The 24,702-nt window shown below is 70.9% G+C and carries 17 protein-coding genes; 10 read left to right on the top strand and 7 right to left on the bottom strand.

The window, feature by feature from the left end; translation table 11 throughout:
* Window positions 1-61: 61 nt before the first annotated feature.
* Window positions 62-2,800: a bifunctional acetate--CoA ligase family protein/GNAT family N-acetyltransferase gene (locus HV824_RS17995; RefSeq protein WP_176423852.1), complete on the bottom strand. Its 2,739-nt coding sequence runs from the start codon at window positions 2,798-2,800 to the stop codon at window positions 62-64.
* A 284-nt stretch (window positions 2,801-3,084) separates the two neighbouring features.
* On the opposite strand from HV824_RS17995, the gene HV824_RS17990 reads away from it, so the two are divergent.
* From HV824_RS17990 to HV824_RS17965, 6 genes are all read left to right on the top strand, one after another.
* A complete protein-coding gene (locus tag HV824_RS17990; RefSeq protein ID WP_176417531.1) occupies window positions 3,085-3,702 on the top strand; it encodes a DUF2378 family protein in 618 nt (205 codons plus the stop codon).
* Window positions 3,703-3,896: 194 nt separating this feature from the next.
* Window positions 3,897-4,694, top strand: coding sequence for a DUF3014 domain-containing protein (locus HV824_RS17985; RefSeq protein ID WP_255208129.1), 798 nt, complete (start codon window positions 3,897-3,899; stop codon window positions 4,692-4,694).
* 244 nt (window positions 4,695-4,938) lie between these two features.
* On the top strand, window positions 4,939-7,053 hold the full coding sequence (locus tag HV824_RS17980) for an ATP-binding protein (RefSeq protein WP_176417529.1): 2,115 nt from the start codon (window positions 4,939-4,941) through the stop codon (window positions 7,051-7,053).
* The gene (locus tag HV824_RS17975; protein ID WP_176417528.1) at window positions 7,043-8,416 is read left to right on the top strand and encodes a sigma-54 dependent transcriptional regulator; all 1,374 of its coding nucleotides are present in this window, start codon (window positions 7,043-7,045) and stop codon (window positions 8,414-8,416) included. Before HV824_RS17980 ends, HV824_RS17975 begins: the two co-directional genes overlap by 11 nt.
* An 89-nt stretch (window positions 8,417-8,505) precedes the next feature.
* Window positions 8,506-9,039 carry an OmpA family protein gene (locus HV824_RS17970; protein ID WP_176423851.1) on the top strand — a complete coding sequence of 178 codons (534 nt, stop codon included), beginning with the start codon at window positions 8,506-8,508 and terminating at the stop codon, window positions 9,037-9,039.
* 132 nt (window positions 9,040-9,171) lie between these two features.
* Entirely contained in the window at window positions 9,172-9,867 is a 696-nt protein-coding gene (locus tag HV824_RS17965) for a hypothetical protein (RefSeq protein WP_368670918.1), read from the top strand.
* A gap of 267 nt (window positions 9,868-10,134) precedes the next feature.
* On the opposite strand, the gene HV824_RS17960 is transcribed toward HV824_RS17965, so the two are convergent.
* The 3 genes from HV824_RS17960 to tgt are packed head-to-tail and all read right to left on the bottom strand — an operon-like array spanning window position 10,135 to window position 13,070.
* The gene (locus HV824_RS17960) at window positions 10,135-11,001 is read right to left on the bottom strand and encodes an alpha/beta fold hydrolase (RefSeq protein ID WP_176417525.1); all 867 of its coding nucleotides are present in this window, start codon (window positions 10,999-11,001) and stop codon (window positions 10,135-10,137) included.
* A 39-nt stretch (window positions 11,002-11,040) separates the two neighbouring features.
* The gene (locus tag HV824_RS17955) at window positions 11,041-11,904 is read right to left on the bottom strand and encodes an MnmC family methyltransferase (RefSeq protein WP_176417524.1); all 864 of its coding nucleotides are present in this window, start codon (window positions 11,902-11,904) and stop codon (window positions 11,041-11,043) included.
* On the bottom strand, window positions 11,901-13,070 hold the full coding sequence (gene tgt / locus HV824_RS17950; protein WP_176417523.1) for a tRNA guanosine(34) transglycosylase Tgt: 1,170 nt from the start codon (window positions 13,068-13,070) through the stop codon (window positions 11,901-11,903). The genes HV824_RS17955 and tgt overlap by 4 nt, the downstream gene beginning before the upstream one ends.
* A 236-nt stretch (window positions 13,071-13,306) precedes the next feature.
* On the opposite strand from tgt, the gene HV824_RS17945 reads away from it, so the two are divergent.
* A complete protein-coding gene (locus HV824_RS17945; RefSeq protein WP_176417522.1) occupies window positions 13,307-14,905 on the top strand; it encodes an ABC-F family ATP-binding cassette domain-containing protein in 1,599 nt (532 codons plus the stop codon).
* 97 nt (window positions 14,906-15,002) lie between these two features.
* Here HV824_RS17945 and HV824_RS17940 read toward each other — a convergent pair whose 3' ends face one another.
* Window positions 15,003-18,038 carry a chitobiase/beta-hexosaminidase C-terminal domain-containing protein gene (locus HV824_RS17940; RefSeq protein ID WP_176417521.1) on the bottom strand — a complete coding sequence of 1,012 codons (3,036 nt, stop codon included), beginning with the start codon at window positions 18,036-18,038 and terminating at the stop codon, window positions 15,003-15,005.
* Between the two features lie 302 nt (window positions 18,039-18,340).
* Window positions 18,341-19,420, bottom strand: a complete 1,080-nt coding sequence (locus HV824_RS17935; RefSeq protein WP_176417520.1) for a YihY/virulence factor BrkB family protein — start codon at window positions 19,418-19,420, stop codon at window positions 18,341-18,343.
* A gap of 246 nt (window positions 19,421-19,666) precedes the next feature.
* Between HV824_RS17935 and HV824_RS17930 the strand changes: the two genes are divergently transcribed.
* Genes HV824_RS17930 through HV824_RS17920 form a run of 3 tightly spaced genes read left to right on the top strand, consistent with a single transcriptional unit; the run spans window position 19,667 to window position 24,002 of the window.
* Window positions 19,667-21,217, top strand: a complete 1,551-nt coding sequence (locus HV824_RS17930; RefSeq protein ID WP_255208127.1) for a PEGA domain-containing protein — start codon at window positions 19,667-19,669, stop codon at window positions 21,215-21,217.
* A complete protein-coding gene (locus tag HV824_RS17925; protein ID WP_176423849.1) occupies window positions 21,207-22,199 on the top strand; it encodes a tetratricopeptide repeat protein in 993 nt (330 codons plus the stop codon). Before HV824_RS17930 ends, HV824_RS17925 begins: the two co-directional genes overlap by 11 nt.
* Before the next feature lie 36 nt (window positions 22,200-22,235).
* Window positions 22,236-24,002: a serine/threonine-protein kinase gene (locus tag HV824_RS17920; RefSeq protein ID WP_176423848.1), complete on the top strand. Its 1,767-nt coding sequence runs from the start codon at window positions 22,236-22,238 to the stop codon at window positions 24,000-24,002.
* 4 nt (window positions 24,003-24,006) lie between these two features.
* On the opposite strand, the gene HV824_RS17915 is transcribed toward HV824_RS17920, so the two are convergent.
* The gene (locus HV824_RS17915) at window positions 24,007-24,474 is read right to left on the bottom strand and encodes an SRPBCC domain-containing protein (protein ID WP_176423847.1); all 468 of its coding nucleotides are present in this window, start codon (window positions 24,472-24,474) and stop codon (window positions 24,007-24,009) included.
* Between the last annotated feature and the right edge of the window lie 228 nt (window positions 24,475-24,702).

The following is a 24,702-nucleotide window of genomic DNA, read 5'->3' as shown; positions in this document are numbered from 1 at the left end:
CGTCCGGGGTGGGCACCCCCTCCCGGACGGAGGCCCTGATTCGCAGCGGCCAAGGCCCCCCTCAGAGCACCTTCACGGCCTTCACCATGTCCGGCGACAGCTCCTCGTGCTGGAGGATGGCGAAGCCCAGCTTCCGGCTGATGGTCTGCATGGCGCGGTTGCCCGCGAGGATGTCCGCGACGATGCGCTCCATGCCCCAGTCCCGGCCGATGTCCACCAGCCGCTTCAGCATCTCCGCGCCCAGCCCCTGCCGCTGCACCGAATCACTGATGAGGATGGCGAACTCCGCGTCGCGCGTGCCTCGAAGCCGCGTGAGCCGGCCCACGCCGAGCAGCGCTCCGTCCTTTCGCTCCGCCACCAGCGCCAGCTCCCGCGAGTAGTCGTTGAAGCAGATGCGGGACAGCCGCGCGTGCGCCACGCGCGTGCTCAACTGCATCAGCCCCGCGTAGCGCAGGAACACCGTCTGCTCCGACAGCGTGCGGTGGAACTCCGCCATCTTCGGCTCGTCCTCCGGGCGGATGGGCCGCAGCAGGACCTCCTCGCCGCTTCGCAGCCGGAAGGGCGCCACGTACTGGTTCGGGTACGGCTCAATGGCCAGCCTCGGCAGCTCCGCCTCCGTCACCGAGGCCGGGTGCAGCACCACGCGCGCGTCCAGGGCCAGCAGCCGCTCGGGCGAGGCCAGCAGCGGGTTGATGTCCACCTCCTTCACGAAGCGCTGCTCCGCCACCAACTGGCTGAAGCGCACCATGAGCTGCTCCAGCGCCTTCAGGTCCACCGGCGGGCGGCCCCGGACGCCCTTGAGCGCCTCGTAGATGCGCGTCTGCTCCATCAGCCGCCGCGCCAGCGTGGTGGTCAGCGGCGGCAGCCCCAGCGCCCTGTCCTTGAACACCTCCACCAGCGTCCCGCCCGCGCCGAAGAGCAGCACCGGCCCGAACTGCGCGTCCACGCTGCTGCCCACGATGAGTTCATAGCCGTCCAGCCGCACCATGGGCTGCACGGTGACGCCGTCGAACGCGCTCCCCTGCCCCGTCGCCTCCAGCCGCGTCCGGATGTCCCGGAAGGCGCCGCGCACGGCCTCCGCGTCCGGGAGGTTCAGCCGCACACCGCCCACGTCCGACTTGTGCGTCACCGTGAGCGAGTGGAGCTTCACCACCACCGGGTAGCCCAGGGCCGCCGCCTCCGCCACCGCGGCGTCCTCCGTCACCGCCAGCCGCGTCTCCACCGTGGGGATGCCATAGGCGGCCAGCAGCTTCTTGGACTCGTACTCCGACAGCAGCGTCCGCCCCTCCACGCGCGCCGCCTCCACCCACCGGCGCACCTCGTCCCGGGCGCTGCCCGCCGCCTGCGCCAGCGCGGGCGTCTCATACAAGCCCTCCAGGTTGTACGCGTAGCGCCACATGTAATTGAAGATGCGCGCGGCCGTGTCCGGATAGCCGAAGGTGGGGATGCCCGCGTCGTTGAGGATGCGCTCCCCCGCCGCCACCTCCGAGCCGCCCATCCAACTGGCCAGCACCGGCTTGCCGTGCAGCTTCGCGTAGGGCTTGAGGCGGTCCGCCGTCTGCGTGGGCGCTGTCATGTCCTGCGGCGTGAGGATGACGAGCAGCCCGTCGCTGCCTTCGTCCTTTCCGGTGACTTCCAGCGCCTTCGCGAAGCGCTCCGGGTCCGCGTCTCCCAGGATGTCCACCGGATTGCCGTGGCTCCACGGCGGCGGCAGGAAGCCGTCCAGGGCCTCGAGCGTGGACGGGCTGAGCGTGGCCAGCTCGCCGCCCCCCGACACCAGCGCGTCCGTGGCCAGCACCCCGGGGCCGCCCGCGTTGGTGAGCACCGTGAGGCGCCGCCCCGCCGGGCGCGGCTGCCGGGCCAGCGTCTCCGCCATGTAGAAGAGGTCCGCGATGGAGTCCACGCGCAGCACGCCGGTGCGGCGGAAGGCGGCGCTGAGCACCTCATCGCTGCCCGTCAGCGCGCCCGTGTGGGACGCCGCGGCCTGCGCGGCCTGCGCCGTGCGCCCCGCCTTGATGACGATGATGGGCTTGGTGAGCGCCACCTCGCGCGCCGCGGAGAGGAAGGCCCGCGCGTCGCCGATGGACTCCATGTACAGCAGGATGGAGCGCGTCATCGCGTCATCGGCCAGGAAGTCGATGAGGTCGCCCCAGCCCACGTCCAGCATCGAGCCCACCGACACGAAGGCGCTGAAGCCCACCGCCTCGCGCAGGCTCCAGTCGAGGATGGACGTCAGCAGCGCGCCGCTCTGGCTGATGAAGGCCACGTTGCCCGGCCGGGCCATGGCGCCAGCGAACGTCGCGTTGAAGCCGCCGGGCGGGCGCATCACCCCCAGGCAGTTGGGGCCGATGATGCGCACCTGGGCCGCCTGAGCGATGCGGAGGATCTCCCGCTCCAGCCGCTCCCCCTCCGCCCCAATCTCCTTGAAGCCCGCGGAGAGGATGATGGCGCCCCGGATGCCCAGCGCCGCGCACTCCTCGATGACGCCGGGCACCGCCTGCGCGGGCGTGACGACGATGGCCAGGTCCACCCGCTCCGGCAAGGCCCCCAGGGACGGCCACGCCCTGATGCCCAGCACGTTGGGCCGCTTCGGGTTGATGGGGTAGACGGTGCCGCCAAAGGGGTTGCTGATGAGGTTCCACAGCACCGTGCGCCCCACGCTGCCGGGCCGCTCGGTGGCGCCGACGACGGCCACGCTGCGCGGCGCGAAGAGGACGTCCAGCGGCAGCCGCGTCCGCTGCTGGTGGAGCACGTTGTAGGACGGGTCCGTCTTCGAGGAGCCAGGGGCGCGCGGGTCCATGGCCTCCGTCATTGCGGCCGGGCTCGCCAGGGCGCAATCGCCTTCTCGTGCCTGCCCGTGAGCGCCCCCCCCTCCCAGGTCCTCGCGTGAATGGGCTAGAACAGGAATAACTGCACTCCCTGCACGGAAAACCCGAGGCGCACCCTGCGCACGTCACCCACATGTCGCTCTGACAGCCAGTACGTGACGCGGGCCGTTCTGACACTCGCGGACAGTTTCACTGAACGAACATTCACCAGTAGGCAAGCATCCCACGGCCCGCTCGGTGTATACGGAGCGCCTCTATGACTCCTTCCGAGAAGCTTGTTTTCACCCAGACCGTCGAGGCGCTCTTCGTGCGCGCCCTCGAGAACCGCCTCACCCCGGCGTGCCGAGAGCACCTGCGCCGGGCGGGGCTGGCGCTCGACCAGAAGCTGGAGCGGACCTACACCCTGGAGCAGTGGAAGGAGTTCCTCCGAATCGCCGCCGGTCATGTCTACGGTGGCGTCCCGGCCGAGGCGGCCTACTACTCGCTGGGCGAGCGCTTCATGGACGCGTACTTCGGCACCTTCTTCGGCCGGGCCCTGCTGGGCGTCGTCCGGCTGGCAGGGCCCCGGCGGATGCTGCTGCGCGCGGGCATGGGCTTTCGCGCCGGCAACAACTTCAGTGTGGTTGAAATCGTCGAGCGGAGCCCCACTTCGGTGGAGCTGCGGATGAATGACGTGCTGGCGGACCTGCCTACCTTCTCCGCGGGCCTGCTGGCGCGCGCGGTGGAGCTGTGCGGTGGGTGGCGGGTGGTGAGCATCCCCGAGGAGTTCGACGGCACCGCGGCCACCTTCCACATCCGCTGGGCCGAGGCCCCGGCCGAGGCCGCCCTCGCCGCCACGGACGGCGACTCGGGCGCGTCCCGGCCTCGCGCGTAGCGTTCCCCCCGCGCGCCTCGTGGCGCTTCGCCACGGGATGCCGCGCAGCCCGCCACGCTCGCGAGGCAGGCGAGCGTGGCCGCGGGGCCACACGGCGGCCCGCGTCTCAGAGGGAAACGCGCGGCTTCACGGCGGCGCGGACCTGCTGGCATCGCGGCTGCAATCCCATGCGGCATCCCTTGGAGGATGGACGCATGAGCAACCCTGAAGTGGTGACGAAGTCCCAGCGCCGGATGCACTGGGGCGTGGGCGTGGCGGCGCTGGTGATGTTGTCCGCGGGCGTGGGCGCATGGCGGGTGCTGCGCCAGTCGGCGCCGGCGCTGCCGCGGCCGTCCCTGGCGGTCATCCCCAAGCCGTCCCACCCCGGAGTGGCGCCGCCGCGCGCGGAGCCGCCGCTGCCCTCCGCCGCGGAGCTGGACGCGCTGCTGCGCACGCGGCTCGCGCGGGCCTCGCTCATGCCGGAGTTCGCCGCGGGGTTGAAGGAGCGGGACCTGCTGCGCCGCTTCGTCACCGTCGTGGGCAACGTGGCCAACGGTGACAGCCCCCGCGAGGCGGTGCGCTTCCTCGCTCCGGCCGGAACCTTCGAAGCACGCCGCAAGGCCGGCAAGCTCGTCATCGGAAAGCAGAGCCACGCGCGCTACGACGTCATCGGCCAGGTGGTGGGCTCGCTCGAGATGGGCGTGCTGGTGTCCACCTACCGCGAGGTGCGTCACCTGGCCGAGCGCCTCCACAAGGAGACGGCCCGCCCCGGAAGCACCTTCGACGCCACGCTCCACCTCGCCTTCGAGCAGGTGCTCGCCGTCCCCGTCATCGACGGTGACGTGGAGGTCGTCCCCAAGGGGGCGGTGTTCGTCTACGCCGACCCGCAGCTCGAAGGGCTGACGGCCGCGCAGAAGCACCTGCTGCGGATGGGGCCGCGGAACCTCCGCCGCATCCAGGACAAGGTGCGCGAGGCGTCCCAGCAGCTCACCCGGCAGGCGTCCCGCCGCTGAAACAAGCCCCGCCTGCCTTCGCCAGCGCGCGTCACCCGCGCTGGCTCTGGCAGGATGCAACGGGGGCCACGCAGATTGCGGCGCTTCGCCAGGGTGCGCCGTCGCCGCGCAGAGGGACAGGCCGGGGGCATGGGCGTTGCTACGGGAGGAGTCTTTCCTCTCGGGACGAAGCGCCGCCTGGCGGCGTGGAGACCCGGCAAGCGCCGGAGCCCCCGCACCGGTGTCGCCCCTGGGTCCGGTGTTCATGCGCCTGCCTGTCCTCCCCGTGCTGCTGCTGTGTCTGATGCTCTCCGGCATCATCGCGGGTGTCCTGCACTTCATGCAGCGCGACCGGCAGGCGCTGGTGGACCAGATGGCCCGCGAGCGGCAGGCGCAGTTGCTGGAGGCCGTTCGCGGCGTGTCCGCCGCGCTGGAGAGCGCGGAGGAGGACCTGCGCTTCGCGGGCGAGCTGCTGGCCCAGCCGGGCACCGCCGAGGAGCACCGGCGGGAGATGCGCGCCCTGCTGGAGGCGGTGGGTCAGTACAAGGCCATCCTCGTCTTCGGGACGGATGGACAGGAGCGGCTCCGGCTGGTGGACCGGCGCAGCGCGGCGGCGATGACGCACCAGTTCACCGCGGAGGACCTGGCCCTCACCGTGGCGCAGGCCCGCGGTCATCCGCCGGGCCATGTCGTCTCATCCCCGCCCCTCCCCCGGGCCCAGTCGGGCTGGCTGCGCGCCTTCGCCACCGCGCTGCCGGAGGACGCGCAGGACAGCGGCGCCGTCGTCGTCGTGCTGGTGGACGCCGAGCCGCTCTTCGCTCCGCTGAAGCTGCTCGCGTCGGACTCGGAGACGCGGCTGCTGGTGCTGGGGGCCCATGGCACGCCGACGGCGTTGACGCACCCGAGCCTGGCGGACGGGTACCGGCGGCTGGACACCGACGGCCATCAGACGCCCGGCCTCGCGGCGCTGGCGCAGGCCTTTCGCGACGGTGAGTCGGGCACGCGCATCATCGAGCGCGAGGAAGCCGCCCGGCTCGGCCTGGGCGACTCGGAGGTGGTGGTCACCTTCAGCCCGGTTCGGTTCAAGAATGGCGCGGCGTGGCCGGTGGCGACGCTCGCTTCGACGCGCGTGCTCCGGACCCATGAGCGCGGCCTGGTGCTGCGCCTGTCGCTGGCCGCGGTGCTCGTCTCCGCGTTCCTCATCGCCTTTGGCGTGTACGTGGTGCTCGCGCGCAGCCGGGCGGAGGCCCTGCGGGAGAGCCTGCGCCATGCGCAGCGGCTGGCGCACCTGCACGACAAGACGCAGAAGATTCTCGACAACATCCCCACTGGCGTCCTCGCGCTCTCCTCCACCCGGCACATCTCCGCCGCCAACCGCGCGCTGAGCCTCCGCATGCCGGCGGACGCCGTGGGCCAGCCCCTGATGGCGGCCTTTCCCCAGGCCCAGGCCCCCGTCATCCAGCGCCTGGAGGACCTGGTCCACGCGGCCACGAGCGACGGCCGCGTGCGCAGCCTCCACGGCGAACCCCTCTGCCTCTTCGAGGAGCCGGGCCAGTACAACGTCCACGCGGTGCCGCTGGAGCCGAACACGCCGGAGGTCCACACGCTGGTCGTCATCGAGGACCTGAGCAGCCTGCGGGCGCTGGAAGGACAGCTGCTGCGCGCGGAGAAGCTGGCCACGGTGGGCGTGCTGGCGGCGGGCATCGCCCATGAGATTGGCACGCCGCTGGGCATCGTCCGCGGCCGGGCCGAGTACGTGCAGGAGAAGCTGGGGCGCGAGCACCCGCAGGCGGCGGGCCTGGGCACCATCGTCGAGCAGATTGACAGGGTGAGCCGGACGCTGCGGCAGCTGCTCGACTTCTCCCGGCTCCAGCCCGCGGACGCGCAGGCGGTGCCGCTGGAGCCGCTGGTGCACAGCGTGCGGGAGCTGCTGTGGATGGAGGCCGAGCGGCGGCGCCTGAAGCTGGAGGTGACGGTCGCCTCAGCCATGCCCGCGGTCGCGGCCGACCCAGACCAGTTCCAGCAGGTGCTCATCAACCTGGTGCTCAACGCGTGTGACGCGTGCGAGGCCGGCGGGCGCGTCCGGCTGAGCGCGAGCATGGACACCGGAGACGCACCGGGCGCCTGGGGCATGGTGCGCGTGGACGTCGAGGACAACGGCTGCGGCATCGCCCCCCGCCACGTCCACCAGGTCTTCGACCCTTTCTTCACCACCAAGAAGCGCGGCCAGGGCACCGGCCTGGGCCTGACGATGGTGGCGCACATCGTGCGCAACCATGGAGGCCGTATCGAACTGGACAGCGCGTCGGAGCGAGGCACTCGCGTCACCGTGCGCTGGCCCGCCGCGGCGCCCGCCGGAGAGGAGCGACATGTCATCTAGAGCCAGGGTCCTCGTCGTCGACGACCACGTCGAGATGGGGCAGATGTTGAAGGAGCCGCTGACGGACGACGGCTACACGGTCGACATCGCCACCGGCGGCGCGGATGCCATCGCCCAGCTGCGCGCGCGCGTCTACGACGCGGTGCTGTGTGACTTGCGCATGCAGGACGTGGACGGCTTCGACGTGCTGGACGCCGCGCGCAAGCTCGACCCGGACCTGCCCGTGGTGATGATGACGGCCTTCGGCGGCGTGGAGAGCGCCGTGGAGGCGATGAAGCGCGGCGCGTTCCACTACTTCACCAAGCCCTTCCGGCTGGACGAGGTGCGCCTGTCCCTGGAGCGCGCGCTGGAGCAGCGCCGCCTGCGCACCGAGCACCGCGCCCTCAAGCAGCAGGCCGCCGACCGCGCGGGCCTGGGCGCCCTGGTGGGCAGCAGCACCGCGATGCGGGACCTCTACACGTTGATTGAGCGGGTGGCCTGGTCCAGCGCCCCGGTGCTGGTGCGTGGCGAGAGCGGCAGCGGCAAGGAGCTGGTCGCCCGGGCGCTGCACTTCGAGGGCACCCGGCGCGCGGGGCCCTTCGTGGCCGTCAACTGCACCGCGCTGCCCCACGCCCTGCTGGAGAGCGAGCTGTTCGGCCACGTCAAGGGCGCCTTCACCGGCGCCACCACGGCCCGGCGTGGCCTCTTCGTGGAGGCGGACGGCGGCACGCTGTTCCTGGACGAGATTGGCGACATGGCCCCGGAGCTCCAGGCCCGGCTGCTCCGCGTACTCGAAGACGGAGAGGTGCGAGCCGTGGGCGCGGATGGCTCGCGCACGGTGGACGTGCGGGTCGTGGCCGCGACGCACCAGGACCTGGAGGCACGCGTCAGGGAAGGCCGCTTCCGCGCGGACGTCTTCTACCGACTCAACGTCGTCACCCTGCGGCTGCCGCCCCTGCGCGAGCGCCGCGAGGACATCCCCGCGCTCATCGAGCACTTCCTCCAGCAGGCCAGGGCACGCAACCCGCGCTCCGTGGTGCAGCGCTTCTCCCCGGAGACCCTGGCCGCGCTGGGGGCCCTGCCATGGGAGGGCAACGTGCGCGAGCTGGAGAACCTGGTGCAGCGGCTGGTCGTGCTCGGCTCGACGGAGGTGGTGGACCTGCCGCAGCTGCGTCCCCACCTGCCCTCCGACACCCGACAGGAGAACCACCCGCTGGCCGCGGCGCAGCGCACCATCGTCCCCCTGCGGCAGCTGGAGACGGAGTACATCGCCTGGGCCGTGGCCCGCTGCGGGGGAAACAAGACGAAGGCGGCGGAGCTGCTCGGCATCGACGTCTCCACCATCCACCGGCGCGAGCGCGCGGAGGGCAATCCGCAACGCTGACCTGGGCACGCTGCAACGGTGCGCGGTCCATTGTGGAGGTATCTCAGAGGGACGGGAGCGCGGCATGGGCCTTGTAGATGACACGGGGCATGAACCGAACCCTCTTGTCTCTCCTCGCCGCGCTCAGCCTGGTGGGTTGCGCCTCCAAGCCCAAGACGACCTCCGTCGCGGACCACCTGCCGGACCGGCAGCGCGGCCCCACCGCCACGGCGGCGACGTCCAACCGGACCGTTGATGAAGACGCGGACGCGGCCCGCCGGGCCACGGGCCCGCTGTCCGCCGGGCCGGTGTACTTCGAGCTCGACTCCGCCACGCTGCGGCCCGAGTCCCGCGACATGCTCGCGCAGCTCGCCACCGGCCTGCGGGAGCGGCCCCTGACGCGGGTGACGGTGTCGGGCCACACGTGCGAGTTGGGGACCACGGAGTACAACGTCGCGCTGGGCCACCGGCGCGCGGCCGTGGTGCGCGACTACCTGCGCGACCTGGGCGTGGAGCCCAAGCAGCTCTCCATCGTCTCCTACGGCGAGGAGCGGCCGCTGTCCGAGGCCCACACAGAAGAGGCGTTCCGCAAGAACCGCCGCGCGGAGTTCTCCTTCTCCTCGGCGGAGCGAGCCACGCGCTGAGCCACCGGGAGGCTGTCGGGCCACCCCGGTACGCTGCTCCCGGAATGCGTCCCGGGAACGCCGGGCGCTGGGGAGGGACGGGGAATGGGGAGCAGAATGCGTCGGAGGCCTGGTTACAAGACCCGGCCTTCCGTGGCCACGTTGGCGGAGTCACTGGGGCTGCTGCGGTCGCGAGACCTGGAGGCACACGGTGCCCCACGCAGCCAGCTCAACCTGCTGTGCAACGTCAGAGCCTTGCGAGAAGTCGCGCCCGGCATCTGGGCGCGCTCGGGCGCCATGGTGACGGCGGAGGCCATTGCCACGAAGCGCGTCCCCCGGGGCGTGCTCTGCCTCAAGTCCGCGCTGTGGGTCCACGGACTGTTGCCTGAGTCCTCCGCCGAGGTCTGGATGGCCATCGGCGAGCACGCACGTAAACCCCGCTGGGACCAGCCAACGCTCCAGGTGGTCCGCTTCTCGGGGCGCGCGCAGACCGAAGGCGTCGAGCACCGGCTGTTCTGGGGACTGCCCGTCACCGTCTACGGCGTCGCGAAGACCGTCGCGGACCTCTTCAAGTATCGCAACAAGCTGGGATTCCCCATCGCCGTGCGAGCACTTCGCGACGCCCTCCTCTCAGGGCTCACCACCTCGGACGAGGTCCGGCGCTTCTCGGAAATCTGCCGCGTCACGAAGAGTGTCGGCCCCTATCTCGACGTCCTTGAAGCACGGCGAGGCCACGACATCCAACGCGCGAGACAGGCCTTCCTCGCACGCGAGGAGGCACGGGCGCGGCGCCAGGAAGCGCCTTTTCTCCACCAGGTCGCCGGCCATCCGGAGATTGAAGGCCTTTAACCGGCTTCCCGGAAGCGCCGAAGCCGACGCATGGGCATTCGCGAGCAGGGCCGCCTCGCCCGAAGTGTCCCCACGACCCGACGGGGGCCGGTCGCGCACTCGGAGCTCGCTGTTCGGAAATGTCGGGACTTTTGTGGCGCCAAAACCCCCGACATTTCCGAACAGCGACCTCTCAAGGTTGCTCCGGAGGGGTGCGGCCAGCGCACGTCGTGCGAGTCACTGCCGGAGGTGTCCCCAAGGCAAGGCGTCAGCACCCGCTCCGGCGGTTCAACGCGCGGCCCTGGCCACCGCGCGGACTGACTCCAGGCCATCGAGGAACGCGAGGATGCGCTGCGCGCAGCGCTCCGGCTGCTCCAGCGGCAAGAGATGTCCCGTGCCGGAGAGCGCCTCCGTCTGGGTGTCATTCAGTGTGAGGCGGGCCCGCTCCAGCGCATCGCCTGTCAGCGTGTCGGACTCGCCGCCGCGAATCACCAGGGACGGGACGCTCACGGTGCCCAGCTCCCGCCAGACATCCTTGGGAGACGTCTCGAAGACACGCGCCTCCCAGGCCTTGGGGATGGTCAGCCGGAAGCCACCGCCCGGGGCCTCGGTGAGGCCGTGGGTAATGTAGTCCTGGAAGCACTCCGGGTCGAAGCGCGCGAACAACGCCTTCTTGGCGTAGCTCCGGGCAGCGTCCTCGCGAGCGCCCCAGGCCTCCCGCCGCCGCCTCGCCAGACTCGCGGGAGGCACCCGGCTTCGCAGCCCGAGCAGCGTCAAGGCACGGAGCGCCCATTCCCGCGCCCCCGTGAACAACACCGGGTCCAACGCCACCACGGCCCGGAAGAGCGCGGGCGCCTTCGCGGAGGCGAGCAGCGTCGCCACGCCGCCCATGCTGTGCCCCACTCCCACGATGCCCTGCACGCCCTGAGCACGCAGGGCGTGAATCAGGTCATCGGCCATGTCATCCCAGGTCCGCAGCTCCAGCGGGTCGGAGCCCGGCACGAGGCACCGCGTGCGAAGCGTGAAGACGTGGTAACGCGGCTTCAGGTGCTCGATGAGCTTCCGGTAGCAGCCCGGAGGAAAGCCATTGGCGTGGGCCAGGTGCAGCACGGGACCGGTGCCGCCCCAGTCCTCCATCTGAAGTGCTTCGCGCATGACCTGCCGATTACCCCGGACCGCGGCGGATGTCTTCCGTCACTCGGAGGCGGACCGCCACTGCGGGTGCGCCAGCACGCGCGCCTCGAGGTCGGGCGTGAGCTGCCCGCCATGAGGCGCCCGGGAGGACGAGCGCTTCCATCGCGCCAGCCACCGCTCACCCAGCGGCGCCGCCAGCGACTCACGCCGCGTGGCGCCCACCGTCGTCTCGCCCTTCGTCCCCGTCGACACGCCCGCGCCCACGAAGAACCCGGCCAGCAGCAGCGTCACCCGCGTGGGCGTGGCCGCGCTGTACGTGAGCAGCAACGTCCCCTCCCCGTCCTCGCGGCAGTGCCGGCGCACGCGGGCCAGCACCGCCTCGGTCCACATGTCCGGATTGGACGCCGGGGAGAACGGGTCGAAGTAGACGAGGTCGGCCACGGGCAGCGCGCCGTCCAGGTGCGGCACCGCGTCCCCCAGCAGCAGCCGCCAGCGGAGGCCCTCCGCCTCCCACACCCCGTCGCGCATCAGCGTCTCCGCAGCCTCGCGAAACGGCTGGAGGAAGGGAAAGCCCGCCGCGTCCGCCAGCGCCAACCGCAGCGGCGCCAGGTCCACCTCGAAGCTGACCACCTCCAACAGCCGGCGCTGCTCCACGCCCAGGCTCCTGGCACAGGTGAGCGCGGCCACCGCGTTGGTGGCGGCGCCCAGCCCCACGTCATGAATCACCAGCGGAGGGCCGGGCTGGCGCAGCCGGTCCGCCAGCCGCGCCTGCTCCACATAGAGGCGCAGCGCCTCCTGCCACGGCCCCACGGCGGGGTGCATCACCTCGCCATGGCCCAGGTGCCGCACGGCGCGAGCGCCATTGCGCAGGGTGATGAGCTCGAAGTCGCCGTCGCGCGGGTTGGCGTCGGGCGCGGTGCTCACCCGACCTCCTTCAACGTCACCTCGCGCGCGTTGGCCTCGTCCTTCAAGTCCTTGGGCGTGGCGATGGCCGCCTTCAGCTCGCGGTACACCTGCGCGTACGTGCCTCCCAGGATGCCCTCGCGGATGCGGCCCATCAGCTTCTGGTAGTGCCGGACGTTGTGCACGGACAGGAAGCGCGAGCCCAGGTGGTGCTTGCCCCGCATCAGGTGCTGCAGGTAGCCGCGCGTGTAGCGCTTGCACACGTAGCAGTCGCACTCCGCGTCCAGCGGCTCGTCGGAGAGGCGGAACACGCTGCGGGAGACACGGACGAGCCCGCTGAACGTGTACGCATACCCCTGCTGCGCCATCTTCGTGGGGATGATGCAGTCGAACATGTCCACGCCGCGCAGCACGGCCTCCACCAGGTCCGTGGGCGTGCCCACGCCCATCAGGTAGCGCGGCTTGTCGGCGGGCAGGGACGCGGCGGCGCGCAACGTCATGGACTCGCGCTCCACCTTCGTCTCGCCCACGGCCAGGCCGCCAATGGCGAAGCCGTCGAAGGGGAGCTTCGTCAGGAAGGCCGCGCTCTCGTCACGCAGGTGCGGGAAGACGCCGCCCTGGACGATGCCGAACATCGCCTGCCCGGTGTCCCGCGCCGCCTTCGCCTCCAGGCTGCGCACCGCCCAGCGGTGGGTGCGCTCCATGGCCTCGCGCGTGCCCGCCTCGTCGGTCCGCGAGTCGATGCACACGTCCAGCACCATCATGATTTCCGAGTTGATGGCCTGCTGCATGGCGATGCTCGACTCGGGGCTGAGGAGCTGCCGGCTGTTGTCGTAGAAGCTGCGGAAGTGGGCGCCCTTCTCCGTGATGAGCCGGTCCTCCGGCAGGGAGAAGATTTGGAAGCCGCCCGAATCGGTGAGCACGCCCCCGTCCCACTGCATGAAGGGGTGGATGCCACCGAAGCGCTGGAAGACCTCGGCGCCGGGCCGGAGCATCAGGTGGTAGGTGTTGGCCAGCAGGATGCTGGCGCCCGCCTCCTTCACCTCCTCCATGGCCAGGTGCCGGAAGCCCGCGTGGGTGGCCACCGGCATGAACATGGGGGTCTTGAAGGAACCCCGGCGGGTGTGCAGGAGGCCTGCACGGGCGCCCGTGGGGTCGGTGGTGAGGAGCTCGAAGCGAACGGCCATGGGCCGGCCCTTATACCCGTCACGCCCGGCAGGCACCGCATCCATCTGCCCCGCCCGCTCCCCTCCTGGACAACCGTACAGGCCTCCTGGCATTCCGTCCGAGGCGGAACGCCGCCGGCCGCCCGGCATTCTCCCGCCTCCCCAGCGGTTACAGGGAGTCCTCGCGGTCACCTGCAGAACGCGAAACACCTCACCGCTTTGGCCCACCGCACCATTTCCGCTACAACGCCGCCGCCATGTTCAACGTCATCAACGTCTCCAAGGCCTACGGGCCCAAGAAGCTTTTCGAGGACGTCAACGTCACGTTCTCGCCGGGCCGTCGCTACGGCCTGACCGGCCCGAACGGCGCCGGGAAGTCCACGTTCATGAAGATCCTCGCCGGGGACGAGGAAGCGGACATGGGCAACATCGTCCGGCCTCGCAAGCTGGGCATCCTCCGTCAGGACCACTTCCGCTACGAGGACAACCGCGTCCTCGACGTGGTGCTCATGGGCAACCATGCCCTGTGGGCGGCCATGACCGAGAAGAACGAGCTGCTGGCCAAGTCCGACATCACCGAGGAGGACGGCAACCGGCTGGGGGACCTGGAGGGCGTCATCGCCGAGGAGGACGGCTACTCGGCGGAGAGCGACGCGGCCACCCTGCTGGCGGGCCTTGGCATCGACCAGGCCTTCCACGAAGAGCCCATGAAGCAGCTCACCGGCGGCCTCAAGCTCCGCGTGCTGCTCGCGCAGGCGCTGTTCGGCAAGCCGGAGGGCCTGCTGCTCGACGAGCCCACGAACAACCTCGACATCGACTCCATCCGTTGGCTGGAGAGCTTCCTCCACGACTACGAGGGCGTGCTCATCACCATCAGCCACGACCGGCACTTCCTCAACGCCATCTGCACGCACATCGCGGACATCGACTACGAGGCCATCATCAACTACCCGGGCGGGTATGACGACATGGTCCGGCAGAAGGCGCAGGTGCGCACCCGCGTCGAGTCCGAGACGGCGGAGAAGAAGAAGAAGATTGCCCAGCTCCAGGACTTCGTCGCGCGCTTCCACGCCGGTACCCGCGCCTCGCAGGTGCAGAGCCGCATCAAGCAGATCGACAAGCTGAAGTCGGACGACCTCAAGCGCTCCAACATCGCGCGCCCGTTCATCCGCTTCGACCAGAAGGTGGTCAGCGGCAAGCAGACGCTGATGGTTGAAGGCATCCACAAGTCCTTCGACGGCCAGGAGGTCATCAAGCCCTTCAACGGCCTGGTCTGCAAGGGTGAGAAGGTCTGCGTCATCGGCCGCAACGGCGTGGGCAAGTCCACGCTGGTGAAGATGATCGCCGGCCAGTTGGAGCCGGATGGCGGGAAGATTGGCTGGGGCCACCAGGCCACCGTGGGCTACCTGCCGCAGGACCACCACGGCGTCGTGCGCAAGGGCACCACCTGCTTCGGCTGGCTGCGAGATTTGCACGACAAGCTCACCAACGAGGAGATCTCCGGCGTGCTGGGCCGGATGCTCTTCTCCGGTGAGGAGCGGATGAAGAACACCGACACCCTCTCCGGTGGTGAGACGGTGCGGCTGCTCCTGTCCAAGCTGATGATCATGCAGGACAACGTGCTGGTGCTCGACGAGCCCACCAACCACCTGGACCTGGAGTCCATCGCCGCGCTGGCCGAAGGGCTCCAGAAGTACGAGGGCACCGTCATCGTCGTCACGCACGACCAGGAGCTCATCTCCGAGGTGGCCACCCGCATCTGGTCGCTCCAGGCGGGCCAGGAGGTGCTCGACTTCAACGGGCCCTACTCGGAGTTCGTGGAGAAGCACTCCGACGTCGCCGCGCGCCGCCGGTAGGCCGTCAGACACAGGCGGAACCACGAATCGCCGCCCGGCCCGGGGATGCGCTCCCGGGACGAGGCGGCGATTGGCGTTTCAGTCCGCTTCGCGGCGCTTAATTGGGGTTGGGCGCGCCCAGCGTGGCGAAGTCGATCCGCCAGTCGCCCCGTGTGCCGTTGTCCATGTTGCCATTGCGCTGAAGCGTGTAATCGCGGCCCGGGTAGATGAACGCATCCTCCCAGGCGAACGAGACATCCATGGCCGAAGGGATGGATTCATACGTACACGGCACGCCGCCGCAGTTTGCCGGAGACCACTGCCCTTCGCCCTGAAGCGCCTGGAGCAGCGCCGGGTAGCCCGCGAAGGTGTTGCCCGTCACGACGACCGCCACGCCGTCCTGGGTGACGTCGAAGGCATCCCGGATGCGCAGGGTCCGGTTGCCGGTCCCCACGCCAAACGTTCCGCCCTGGAAGTCCCAGGCGTTGTCGAAGTTCGAGCTGTAGCTCGACGCGGGATACTGCGTCTTGCTGAGCGTCTCGGCGGCCGGCGCGTCCGTCCCCGGCGTCACCCGGTCCGGGTTGAGGTGGACCACGATGATGTCCCCCGCCGCGACCTGTACGTCCGGCAACGTCGCCAGCGTCGAGTTGCCATCCATCAGCGTGGCGCCAGCGGTGGAGCCACCCTCCCGGACGATGAGCTCCACCAGGTCCCTGCCATTGGGGACGTTGGGCGCCACCTCGCTCAGGCGCAGCCGGGCCGCCAGCATGTAGCCAGGGAAGCTCGTCTGGGTGGCCGCCGGATCGAGGAAGAGGCCGCGCATGTCCCGAATCGTGGTCGCCACGGTGATTGTGTACGGCTGGCGGGGCGTCTGGTCGCCGGTGGTCAGCGCGACCACGGTGTCGTCCTCCATCCGGGCCTGCGTGACATTCAGCCCCGGGACGGAGAACTGACTGCCGTTGGCCAGCAGCGATGTCGGGTCGAGCGGCCGGCCGAACCGCACCATCACCGTGTCGCGGCCCGTGGCCCACGCGTTGATGACGCGGGGCGCGGGGCACACGAGCCCCGAGACATCGCTCGCCGTCCACACGGACGGCTGGATGGTGGGCCGCGTCTGCACCCCGTTCATGAACACCCACAGCGGCGACGTCACCGTCAGCGTGCAGCCCGACGTGAGGAACAGGCTGTCACGGAGGGGCTCCACCAGCCGCAGCCGCAGCACGGACGCGGACGACGAACCCGCGGGCACCCCCACCGTCGTGAAGGGCGCCTGGAGATGCCCCGGCCCAGCGGCGGAGAACCCAGGCGAGCCGATGGTGCCGGTGATGGAGATGTACTCGGACTCGTAGGCGGGCAGCGTCCCGCCGATGGTGACGTCCACCTCGCTCACGTCCTGGACGAGCTCCGTCACCGGCGTGCCACTGCCGAGCACGCTGAAGCTGGAGAGGGTCGCGCGCGTCTGGCCATTGACGACGCTCTTCCCGTTCACCGTGACGCGCACACGGTCCCCCACTTGCGGCACCGGAGACAACGTCGACGGGTCCACCGGCACGAAGAGGGCCGGACCGGCCCGCTCCGCCTGGAGGAAGAAGCCCGCCGGGTCGTTCGTCAGGTTGCCCACGCCAGGCTTGAGATAGGTAATCGAGGCGCCGCTGATGACGAGGTTCACCGGGCCGCTCGGCGCGTCGCGCACCGCTTGAATCTGGTCGGACGCCTGCCGGTCCAGGTCGGGCAGGACGTAGGACTCCTGCTTGGCCTGCTCCACGTTGCCCGCCACATCCGTGGAGGCGAAGCGCACCATCAGGCTGCGCGTGAGCGTGAGGGGCCCCGTGTACAGCGGCGAGCCCGCGCCCGGCGCGGAGCCATCCAGCGTGTAGCGCGTCTGGGCGCAGCCCGAGCCGCTGTCACTGCACGCCAGCGTCACGGTGACGGCGTCCTGGTAGACGCCGCCCACGGGCGTGGCGGTCGTCGTTGGAGGCGTCGTGTCCATCGTGTACTGCTCGGTCTTCGCCAGCTCGACATTGCCCACGAGGTCCAGGGAGAAGAAGCGCAGCGTGGTGGTGGCCGCCACGGAGATGGGGCCCGCGTAGCGGGTGCTGGACGTCGTCGGCGCGCTGCCGTCGACTGTGTAGTACGTGCCCGCGCAGCCACTTCCCTCGGCGTCGTCCGTGCAGGACAGGACGACGGACAGCGGGCTCCAGAAGTCACCGCCCGCGGGAGAGGCCGTCGTCGTGGGCGCGGTGCGGTCCTCCACGGAGGTGTCTCGCGTGTACTGCTCCGACGCCACGTCGGAGGTGTTGCCCACCCAGTCCACCGCGAGGAACCGCACGCGGGTGGTGGCCGTCAGCAGCAGCGGCTCCGCGTAGACGGGGGACTCCAGCGAGGGGAGGCTGCCGTTGGTGGTGTAGTGAATCGCGGCGCAGCCGCTGCCCTCGCCGTCGTCGCACGTCAGCGTGACGGCCCGCGACGTGGTGAAGCTGCCGCCCGTGGGCGTCGCGGCGACCTGGGGCGCCTGCGTGTCCACGACGTAGCGGGCCTGCTGCGCCGCCTCCAGGTTGCCCACCCGGTCCACGGAGAGGAAACGCAGCGTGACGGACGTGGTGATGGCCAGGGGCGCCGTGTAGCGCGGCGCGGCCTGCGTGGGCACGCTGCCATCCAGCGTGTAGTGCGTGGCCTCGCAGCCGCTGCCCTCGCCGTCGTCACACGTCAGCGTCACGCTCCGGGGACTGTTGAACGCGCCGCCCGCCGGGCTGGCCACCGTGCTGGGCGGCTCCGTGTCCGCCCCGCCCACCAGCGTGTATGTCGCCGCCCCTGGCGCCTCCGCGTTGCCCGCCGCGTCCAGCGAGTAGAAGCGCACCGTGGTGGTGCTCCCCAGCGTGAAGGGCTCGCGGTACTGCGTGGAGCCGGTGCCCGGCGTGGTGCCATCCACCGTGTAGTACGTGGCCGCGCAGCCACTGCCGCCGCCGTCGTCACAGGCCAGCGTCACCACCACGGAGGTGGTGAAGTCCCCTCCCGCGGGCGTGGCGCGCGTCGTGGGCGGCGTGAGGTCGGTGGCAGGGGGAGGCTTCGGCTCGCCGCCGCCACACGCGACGACGAGTTGTGCCGTGAGGAGCACCACGACGCGACGCAGGGGCCAGGAGGGAATCTGAGACATCGGAACTCCAGGGCGCACGTCATCTGTGCGCCGGGGCAAGCAGGGTGCGAGGGAGAATGTCCGAGGGGGACTGCCAGTGGACGACGTCAGGCACTGTCGTCCAGTCAACGGGGCGCGCACGCTCGCACTGGGGGCGGGCGCTCCGCAAGCCCCCTGCCCCAGCAGCCCGTCCCACCGACAGGGCGCCGCGAGTCAAACGCCACCCGTCGTCACGCGCGAACGCCCCGCTCCCCTCCGCGGCAGGTGGCGCGGAGGGAAGCGGGGCGTGACTGCCCATTCTTCGCTGGGAAGAGAAAGTCGGCCTACCGGGGGGCCGACTTACGCAGCAGGAACAACCCCAGGCCCAGGCCCACGGTCCACTTGATGGCCGCCGCGAGCGGCGTGTCTCGCAGCCTGGGCGGCGGGGACGGCGGACTCGCCAGCGGCCGGCCCGTCACCGGATCCACCGCGGGCTGGAAGCCCGGAGCGCCCGGAAGCGATGCGCCCCCCGCCTCCAGCTCCGTCTTGGTGGCGGACAACGCCTTGCCCTGCGCGGCATCCTTCTGGCCCGGCGCCTTTCCGTCCGGGGAGCGGTGCTCGAGGATGGCGTTGATTTCCGCGCCCAGCAGGACGACCTGCGCGGAGATCCACATCCACAGCAGCATGACGATGACACCACCGATGGCGCCGTAGTTGACGTCATAGCTGCCGAAGTTGGCCACGTACTGGGAGAAGCCCCACGACGCCAGCACCCAGATGAGCACGCCCACCACCGAGCCCGGGGTGATGAAGCGGAACCGCTGCTTCACGTCCGGCAGCACGAAGTACAGCACCGCCCACAGGAACATCATCATCAGGCCCGCCACCGGGAGCCGCAGCCACATGAGCGCGGTGCCCAGCCCGCCGGGGAGCTTGCCGGCGATGACGGGGGTGACGACGACCGCGAACGCCGCGAGGATGGCCACTGCCGCGCCGCCCAAGGTCACCAGCAGCGCGACGCCGCGCAGCTTCCAGATGGGACGCGACTCCGTCACGCCGTAGACCTTGTTGAGCGCCGTCATCAGCGCCACCACGCCCGCGGAGGCCGCCCAGACGGCACCGACGCCGCCCACCGTCAGCAGCCCCACCGGCCGGCTGTCCGCGAGCGCCTCGATGCGCTCGCTCAGGATGGACGTCACTTCCTGGGGCGCCACCCGCGCCAGCTCCTGGATGAGCACCTGGGCCTGGGCGGGCTCGATGAGGAGGCCCGCCAGCGACACCAGGAACAGCAGGAACGGGAACAGCGCCAGGATCACCCGGAAGGTGAGCGCGCCGGCGACGTCCCCCACCTCATCGCGGGTCCACTCGTCCTTCAGCGCCAGAAAGAACTTCTTCCAGCTCATTCCCTTGCCAGGGAGAACCATTCCGCCTCCTCGGAGGTGTTGCGACCGGGGGAACGATGCGCATTCCCCACACCCCAGGCGACCTCCAGCCCCCAGCTTCCCTGCATGCGCCCGCAGGGCAGGCGAGCAGAAACGACCTGGGAGAGGCTTTCCCAGAAATCCCCCCGTTCTCAGGCCACCCCCCTAGGCAGGAGAGCGTTCATTGGCGTACACCATGGGAGGGGGCCGCCGGTCGGTTCCGCCGCGGCCCCCTCCCCCGAGGACGCCATGTTTGTCTCCTGTCTCCTGAGTGTCAGCCTGGCGCTGAGCGCCGGCGCCGCACCCGGAATGCCCCCGGGCCCCCAGGCACCCACTCCTTCGCACACGCTGTGGCTCGTCCAGGCCCTGTACCCAGGACAGGACGCGCTGCTGCAACGCACCGAGGCAGGGATTGCCGCGCTGATACCGCAGGACGTGCAGGCGCGGCAGCTCATCGGCCGGGACGCCCTGGCCACGCACCTGAAGGGCCAGGGCGGAGACCTGCGCTGCGTGTCCGGCGAGGCGCGCTGCCGGGAGCCGCTGGAGGCGTACCTGGAGTCACTGGGCCTGGAGCGCGTGGTGCTGGTGCAGGTGGGCCAGGACGACGCGGGCTACCGCTTCCGCGCCGTCAGCGTCCGGCCCGGCACCGGCGCCCGCGGCCAGGCGGAGACGGCGAACCCGGCGTTCGAGAAGGCCCTGGCCGGCGTGCTGGTGAAGTTCCTGTCGCTCAACGCCACGGTGGTGGCGGAGACGACGCCCGCGGGGGCCACCGTCTTCCTGGACGGCGTGAAGGTGGGCACCACGCCCTTCACCACGGAGGTGCTGCCCGGAGAGCACACCTTCCGCTTCGAGCTGGCCTCGCACCTCCCGAAGGAAGAGACGCGGGTGATGCGCTCGCGCCAGCAGGTGAAGCTGGACGCCGCGCTGGAGAAGGTGCCCGCGCGGCTGGTGGTGAAGGCGCAGCCGGAGGGCGCGGAGATTCGCGTGGACGGCCAGCCGGTGGGGACCACCGCGGTGGACCAGGGCATCCAGCCCGGCACCCGCGTGGTGTCGCTGACGCTGGACGGCTACGAGCCCCACGAGGTGACGGCGGAGATTGCCCCCGGCGGGACGTACACGCTGGAGCACGCGCTGACGCCCACGTCCATGCAGTCCTTCAAGCTGGCCATGCGCCGCCGCGAGGAAGCCACCATGGCGCGGCAGAGCTACCTGGAGGCCTCGTTCGAGCTGCAGCGCCTCACCGGCACGTCGCTTTCGTCCCAGCCGCTGAGCACCTCGGAGGAGCTGGAGGGGCTGCGCACCCAGGACGTGCGCGCGCCGGGCTCACGCAACCTGCGCGGCGTGGGCATCGAATACGGCCGCTATGGCCAGTTCTTCGGCGTCATGTTGGTGGGCGCCACCTACGCCTCCACCGGCGACACGTGGACGCTGGGCATCGACGTGCCGCCTGGCGTGGGCGGCGTGGGGCCGGACGGCATCTCGTCGCTGGACACGCAGGTGCAGGCGGTGTCGCTGCGCGCGCTCCAGCCGCAGCTGCGCTACGTGCTCGGGCCCGTGTCCTTCGCCCTCCAAGCGGGCCTGGAGGGCAGAGGGCTCCTGGTGAAGGAACGCGCGGGTGACGCGGCCGTCTTCAAGGACGGCCTCTATGCGCTGGACCTGCACGCGTCCGGACAGGCCACCGCGCGCATCTACGTGTACGAAGGCCTGTACGCCTCCGTCGCGTACCAGCACAGCTTCACGCTGCTGAAGAAGATTGCCGGAACGAGCAACATTCGCGGAGGGCTGGGCTATGCGTTCTGACCTGCGGCGCCTGACGTGGGCCTGTGTGCTGCTGACGTGTGGCCTCTGCCTGGCAGAGCCCCTGGTGGGGCCCTCCGTCGGCCGGGGTGACGCGCTGCTGGCCGAAGGCACCCGCCTCTACAACAAGCGCAAGCACAAGGACGCGGCGGAGGTGTTGCTCCAGGCCACGCGCGCCAACCCGTCCCTGCTGCCCGCCTACCTGGGCCTGGCCCGCGCGCGCATGGGGGCGAAGGACGTCCCCGGTGCCTGCGCCGCCTACCGCGCCTACGTCCGCAGCGCGCCGGACATCCGGGACCGAGCCAAGGCCCAGCGCGAGCTGGCCCTGTGCGAGCGCAAGCTGAAGGCCGCGCGCCGCAAGAAGCGCAACAAGGTGCCGCCCGACATGACGGCCCGGCACGTGGAGCTGAAGGCCGGCTTCTTCGCCGCGCTGGAGGAAGGCCGGCTGGTGGGCCCCGGCGCCGCGGGCGAGACGCTGCGCACGCTGGTTTCCGAGGGCTACCTGGGCACGGACCTGGGAGACATGGCCGCGAGGCTGAGCGTGGCCTCCCAGGCCACCACCGATGACGTGCACCAGCGGGCCCTGGCCGGAGAGGCGCTCCCCACGGCGCGCCTGCGGGAGTCCGGCGCGCTCTTCGACCTGGCGCGCGACACGGGGGAGCCGTCCGCCACGGCCGCGGCCCAGGCGCCTTTCCTGGAAGGGCTCGCGGCGCTCCAGGAGGGAGACTTCGCCGGAGCGCAGCGCCTGTTCGCCCAGGCCGCCGCCGCGGAGCCCAAGCGCACCGAGTACCGCGTGTGGCGCGCCGCCGCGCTCCAGCGCGCGGGAGACCTGGACGGCGCGCTGACGGTGATGACGTCGGACCTGCCGCAAGATGCGCGCACGGACGTCCTCCGCGCGGCCTCCGCCTGGCGGAAGTCCCCCGAGGCGGGGGCTCGCGAGCTGGAGCGCCTCCTCTTCCAGCGCTACGCCCCGGCCACGCGCTGACGGCGGCCCCCTCCCCTCCGGCCCTGCGAGGACACCATGTCGCTCTTCATCTGCCAGCGGTGCGAGGTCCAACATGAGAAGTGGGACGGCGCCTGTCCGGCCTGTGGTGGCACCGACCTGCTGACGGTGGCGCCGGCCGTGGACCGGATGCTCGGCCGCGTCGTGGCGGGCCGCTTCCGCATCCTCCGGCGGCTGGGCCAGGGCGGCATGGGTTCGGTGTACCTGGCCGAGCAGGTGGGCATTGGCCAGCAGGTGGCGATGAAGTTCCTCAACAGCGGCCTGTCCATGGACCCGGACGTGGCCCGCCGCTTCCTCAACGAGGCCAAGAGCTACGCGCGGGTGGCCCACCCCAACGCGGTGACGCTGCACGACTTCGGGCAGGACGAGGAAGGCAGCCTCTACATCTCCATGGAGTACGTGGAGGGGAATGACCTCAAGAGCCTGCTCGCCACGGGTGGCCGGCTCGCGCTCGACGAGGCCGTGGACATCGTCCTCCAGGTGGCGGACGTGCTCGCCCATGCCCACGCCCGGCAGGTCATCCACCGCGACCTCAAGCCGGAGAACATCATGGTCCGGCAGGGCATGCGCGGCTGGCATGTGAAGGTGCTGGACTTCGGCATCGCGCGAATCACCGACGGCGCGACGCGGCTCACCCTCCAGGGCTCGGTGGCCGGCACGCCGCGCTACATGTCCCCCGAGCAGGCCATGGGCCTGGACGTGGACGCCCGCGCGGACGTGTACGCGGTGGGCATCGTCCTCTTCGAGCTGCTCACCGGCCGGCAGCCCTTCGACGGCACCAGCATCTCCGAAATCATGCAGAAGCAGGTCCACCAGCCCATGCCGCGACTGGCGCAGGCGGTGGCGGACCTCCAGCACCCGGCCGTCGACGCCGTCATCCAGAAGGCCACCGCGAAGCGCCGCGAGGAGCGCCACGCCACCATGGAGGCCTTCGCGTCGGACCTGGTCAACGCGCTGCCCACGCTCACCAGCCGCCGCGCCGTCAGTGGAGTCAACCCCGCCGTCACGGGCGGCCCGGAGCCAGCGCGCCCGGCGACGCTCCTCTTCGGCGCGGAGGGCTCCGAGGCCACGCTGGTGCGCGCCGCCCCGGCGGAGGCCGCGCCCGTGACGGGCACCTCGCCCATTCCCCTGACCCAGCCCGTCTCGGGCACCGGGCTCCGGGTGGGGCCGGAGGGCTTCAACAAGACAGCGCACGCGGCCTCTCCCTACGCGGAGCCGAAGCGCTCGAAGTCCGGCGCGGTGCTGGGGCTGGGCATCGCGGGCGTCCTGCTCCTGGGCGGCGTGGGCGTCGTAGCCTTCCGGGGCGGAAGCGGTGACGACGTGAAGGCTGGAACCCTGGTCCCCGTCAACGTCCCCGCGCGGCCCACGCCTCCCGAGGCCCCGCCCGCCGCGGACACGGGCGCGTCACCTCACGGCGCGACGGGAGCGGCGGAGGCGCCCCCAGACGACGTCGCGACCCGGCAGCTCAAGGTGCTCGCGGCGGGACAGGCCATCGACATCAACAATGACTTCAACGAGGGCCGGCTGGACAGCGCGATGAAGCGGCTGGCACAGGCACGGAGCCTGGGGCTGGAAGCCGTGGAGCCCGAGCTGGCGACGCTCGCGAGCAAGGTGGAGGACGCCTCGAAGCGCATGGCCCGCGCCCGCGCCCTGGAGAACGACGGCAACTGCGAGCCGGCCATCGCGCTCTACCGCGCCCTGAGGCGCGACCATCCGCACCTCGTGGAGGCCCAGCGGGGCATCCGGCGCTGCCAGGAGATGCTGCCTCCAGAGGTATCCGACTGAACGGTCAAGGCGCGGCCGGCACCTGCCCTGGCGCCATCACGCGGATGAGGACGTCAAGCATGGTGGCCCAGCCCTGCTCCGTCTGACGCGTGTACTCCGCCCACTTCGCGTCCATTTCATGCGTCAGCGTCAGCTCGCAGCCGGTGGCGCGCGGGGAGATTTCCACCGTCACTCGGCTGAGCGCGTCCTCCTCCTTGTCGATGTGCCAGGTGAAGACGAGCCGCCGAGGCCGGTCGATTTCCAGGTACGTGCCCACGTGGTCGAGCTCCTCTCCGGCCCGCCGCACGAAGAACGAGAACTTGCCGCCCACGCGCGCGTCGATGGCGAGCCGCAGCACCTCTTCGTCGCGGACCGACGCGCCTATCATCCACTGGCCCACCATCTCCGGATTGAGCCAGGCGTCGAACACCCGCTCGGGCGACGCATTGAACTGCCGGGTAACGCGAACCTGGACGCTCTGCGCAGCGGACATGGGCTTTCTTCCCTCCAAGGGCCGGAGAGGCCTTTGCTAAACTACTTGGTTCAACATATTCCTGGACGTGGCCATGCACAACCGGCTGGTTGACCTTCGTCACGGGTGAGCCTTCGGACGTATCTGCCAGCATCGCCCCCTCGCTCGGGCACATGAGCCGGGCGGCTCATGTGCCCGAGCGAGGGGGCGGCGCTGGCCGATACGTCCGAAGGCTCACCCGTGAAGAAG

The organism is Myxococcus sp. AM009, assembly GCF_013372605.1.
In the GTDB taxonomy this organism is placed as follows: domain Bacteria; phylum Myxococcota; class Myxococcia; order Myxococcales; family Myxococcaceae; genus Myxococcus; species Myxococcus vastator.
The sequence above is the reverse complement of the archived record's forward strand: the minus strand, read 5'-3'. Positions and strand labels throughout refer to the sequence as shown.

Coding starts and splice junctions, on each gene's coding strand:
- HV824_RS17995 (WP_176423852.1), bottom strand. CDS start 2,800: ATGGACCCGCGCGCCCCTGGCTCCTCGAAGACGGACCCGTCCTACAAC.
- HV824_RS17990 (WP_176417531.1), top strand. CDS start 3,085: ATGACTCCTTCCGAGAAGCTTGTTTTCACCCAGACCGTCGAGGCGCTC.
- HV824_RS17985 (WP_255208129.1), top strand. CDS start 3,897: ATGAGCAACCCTGAAGTGGTGACGAAGTCCCAGCGCCGGATGCACTGG.
- HV824_RS17980 (WP_176417529.1), top strand. CDS start 4,939: ATGCGCCTGCCTGTCCTCCCCGTGCTGCTGCTGTGTCTGATGCTCTCC.
- HV824_RS17975 (WP_176417528.1), top strand. CDS start 7,043: ATGTCATCTAGAGCCAGGGTCCTCGTCGTCGACGACCACGTCGAGATG.
- HV824_RS17970 (WP_176423851.1), top strand. CDS start 8,506: ATGAACCGAACCCTCTTGTCTCTCCTCGCCGCGCTCAGCCTGGTGGGT.
- HV824_RS17960 (WP_176417525.1), bottom strand. CDS start 11,001: ATGCGCGAAGCACTTCAGATGGAGGACTGGGGCGGCACCGGTCCCGTG.
- tgt (WP_176417523.1), bottom strand. CDS start 13,070: ATGGCCGTTCGCTTCGAGCTCCTCACCACCGACCCCACGGGCGCCCGT.
- HV824_RS17945 (WP_176417522.1), top strand. CDS start 13,307: ATGTTCAACGTCATCAACGTCTCCAAGGCCTACGGGCCCAAGAAGCTT.
- HV824_RS17940 (WP_176417521.1), bottom strand. CDS start 18,038: ATGTCTCAGATTCCCTCCTGGCCCCTGCGTCGCGTCGTGGTGCTCCTC.
- HV824_RS17935 (WP_176417520.1), bottom strand. CDS start 19,420: ATGGTTCTCCCTGGCAAGGGAATGAGCTGGAAGAAGTTCTTTCTGGCG.
- HV824_RS17930 (WP_255208127.1), top strand. CDS start 19,667: ATGTTTGTCTCCTGTCTCCTGAGTGTCAGCCTGGCGCTGAGCGCCGGC.
- HV824_RS17925 (WP_176423849.1), top strand. CDS start 21,207: ATGCGTTCTGACCTGCGGCGCCTGACGTGGGCCTGTGTGCTGCTGACG.
- HV824_RS17920 (WP_176423848.1), top strand. CDS start 22,236: ATGTCGCTCTTCATCTGCCAGCGGTGCGAGGTCCAACATGAGAAGTGG.
- HV824_RS17915 (WP_176423847.1), bottom strand. CDS start 24,474: ATGTCCGCTGCGCAGAGCGTCCAGGTTCGCGTTACCCGGCAGTTCAAT.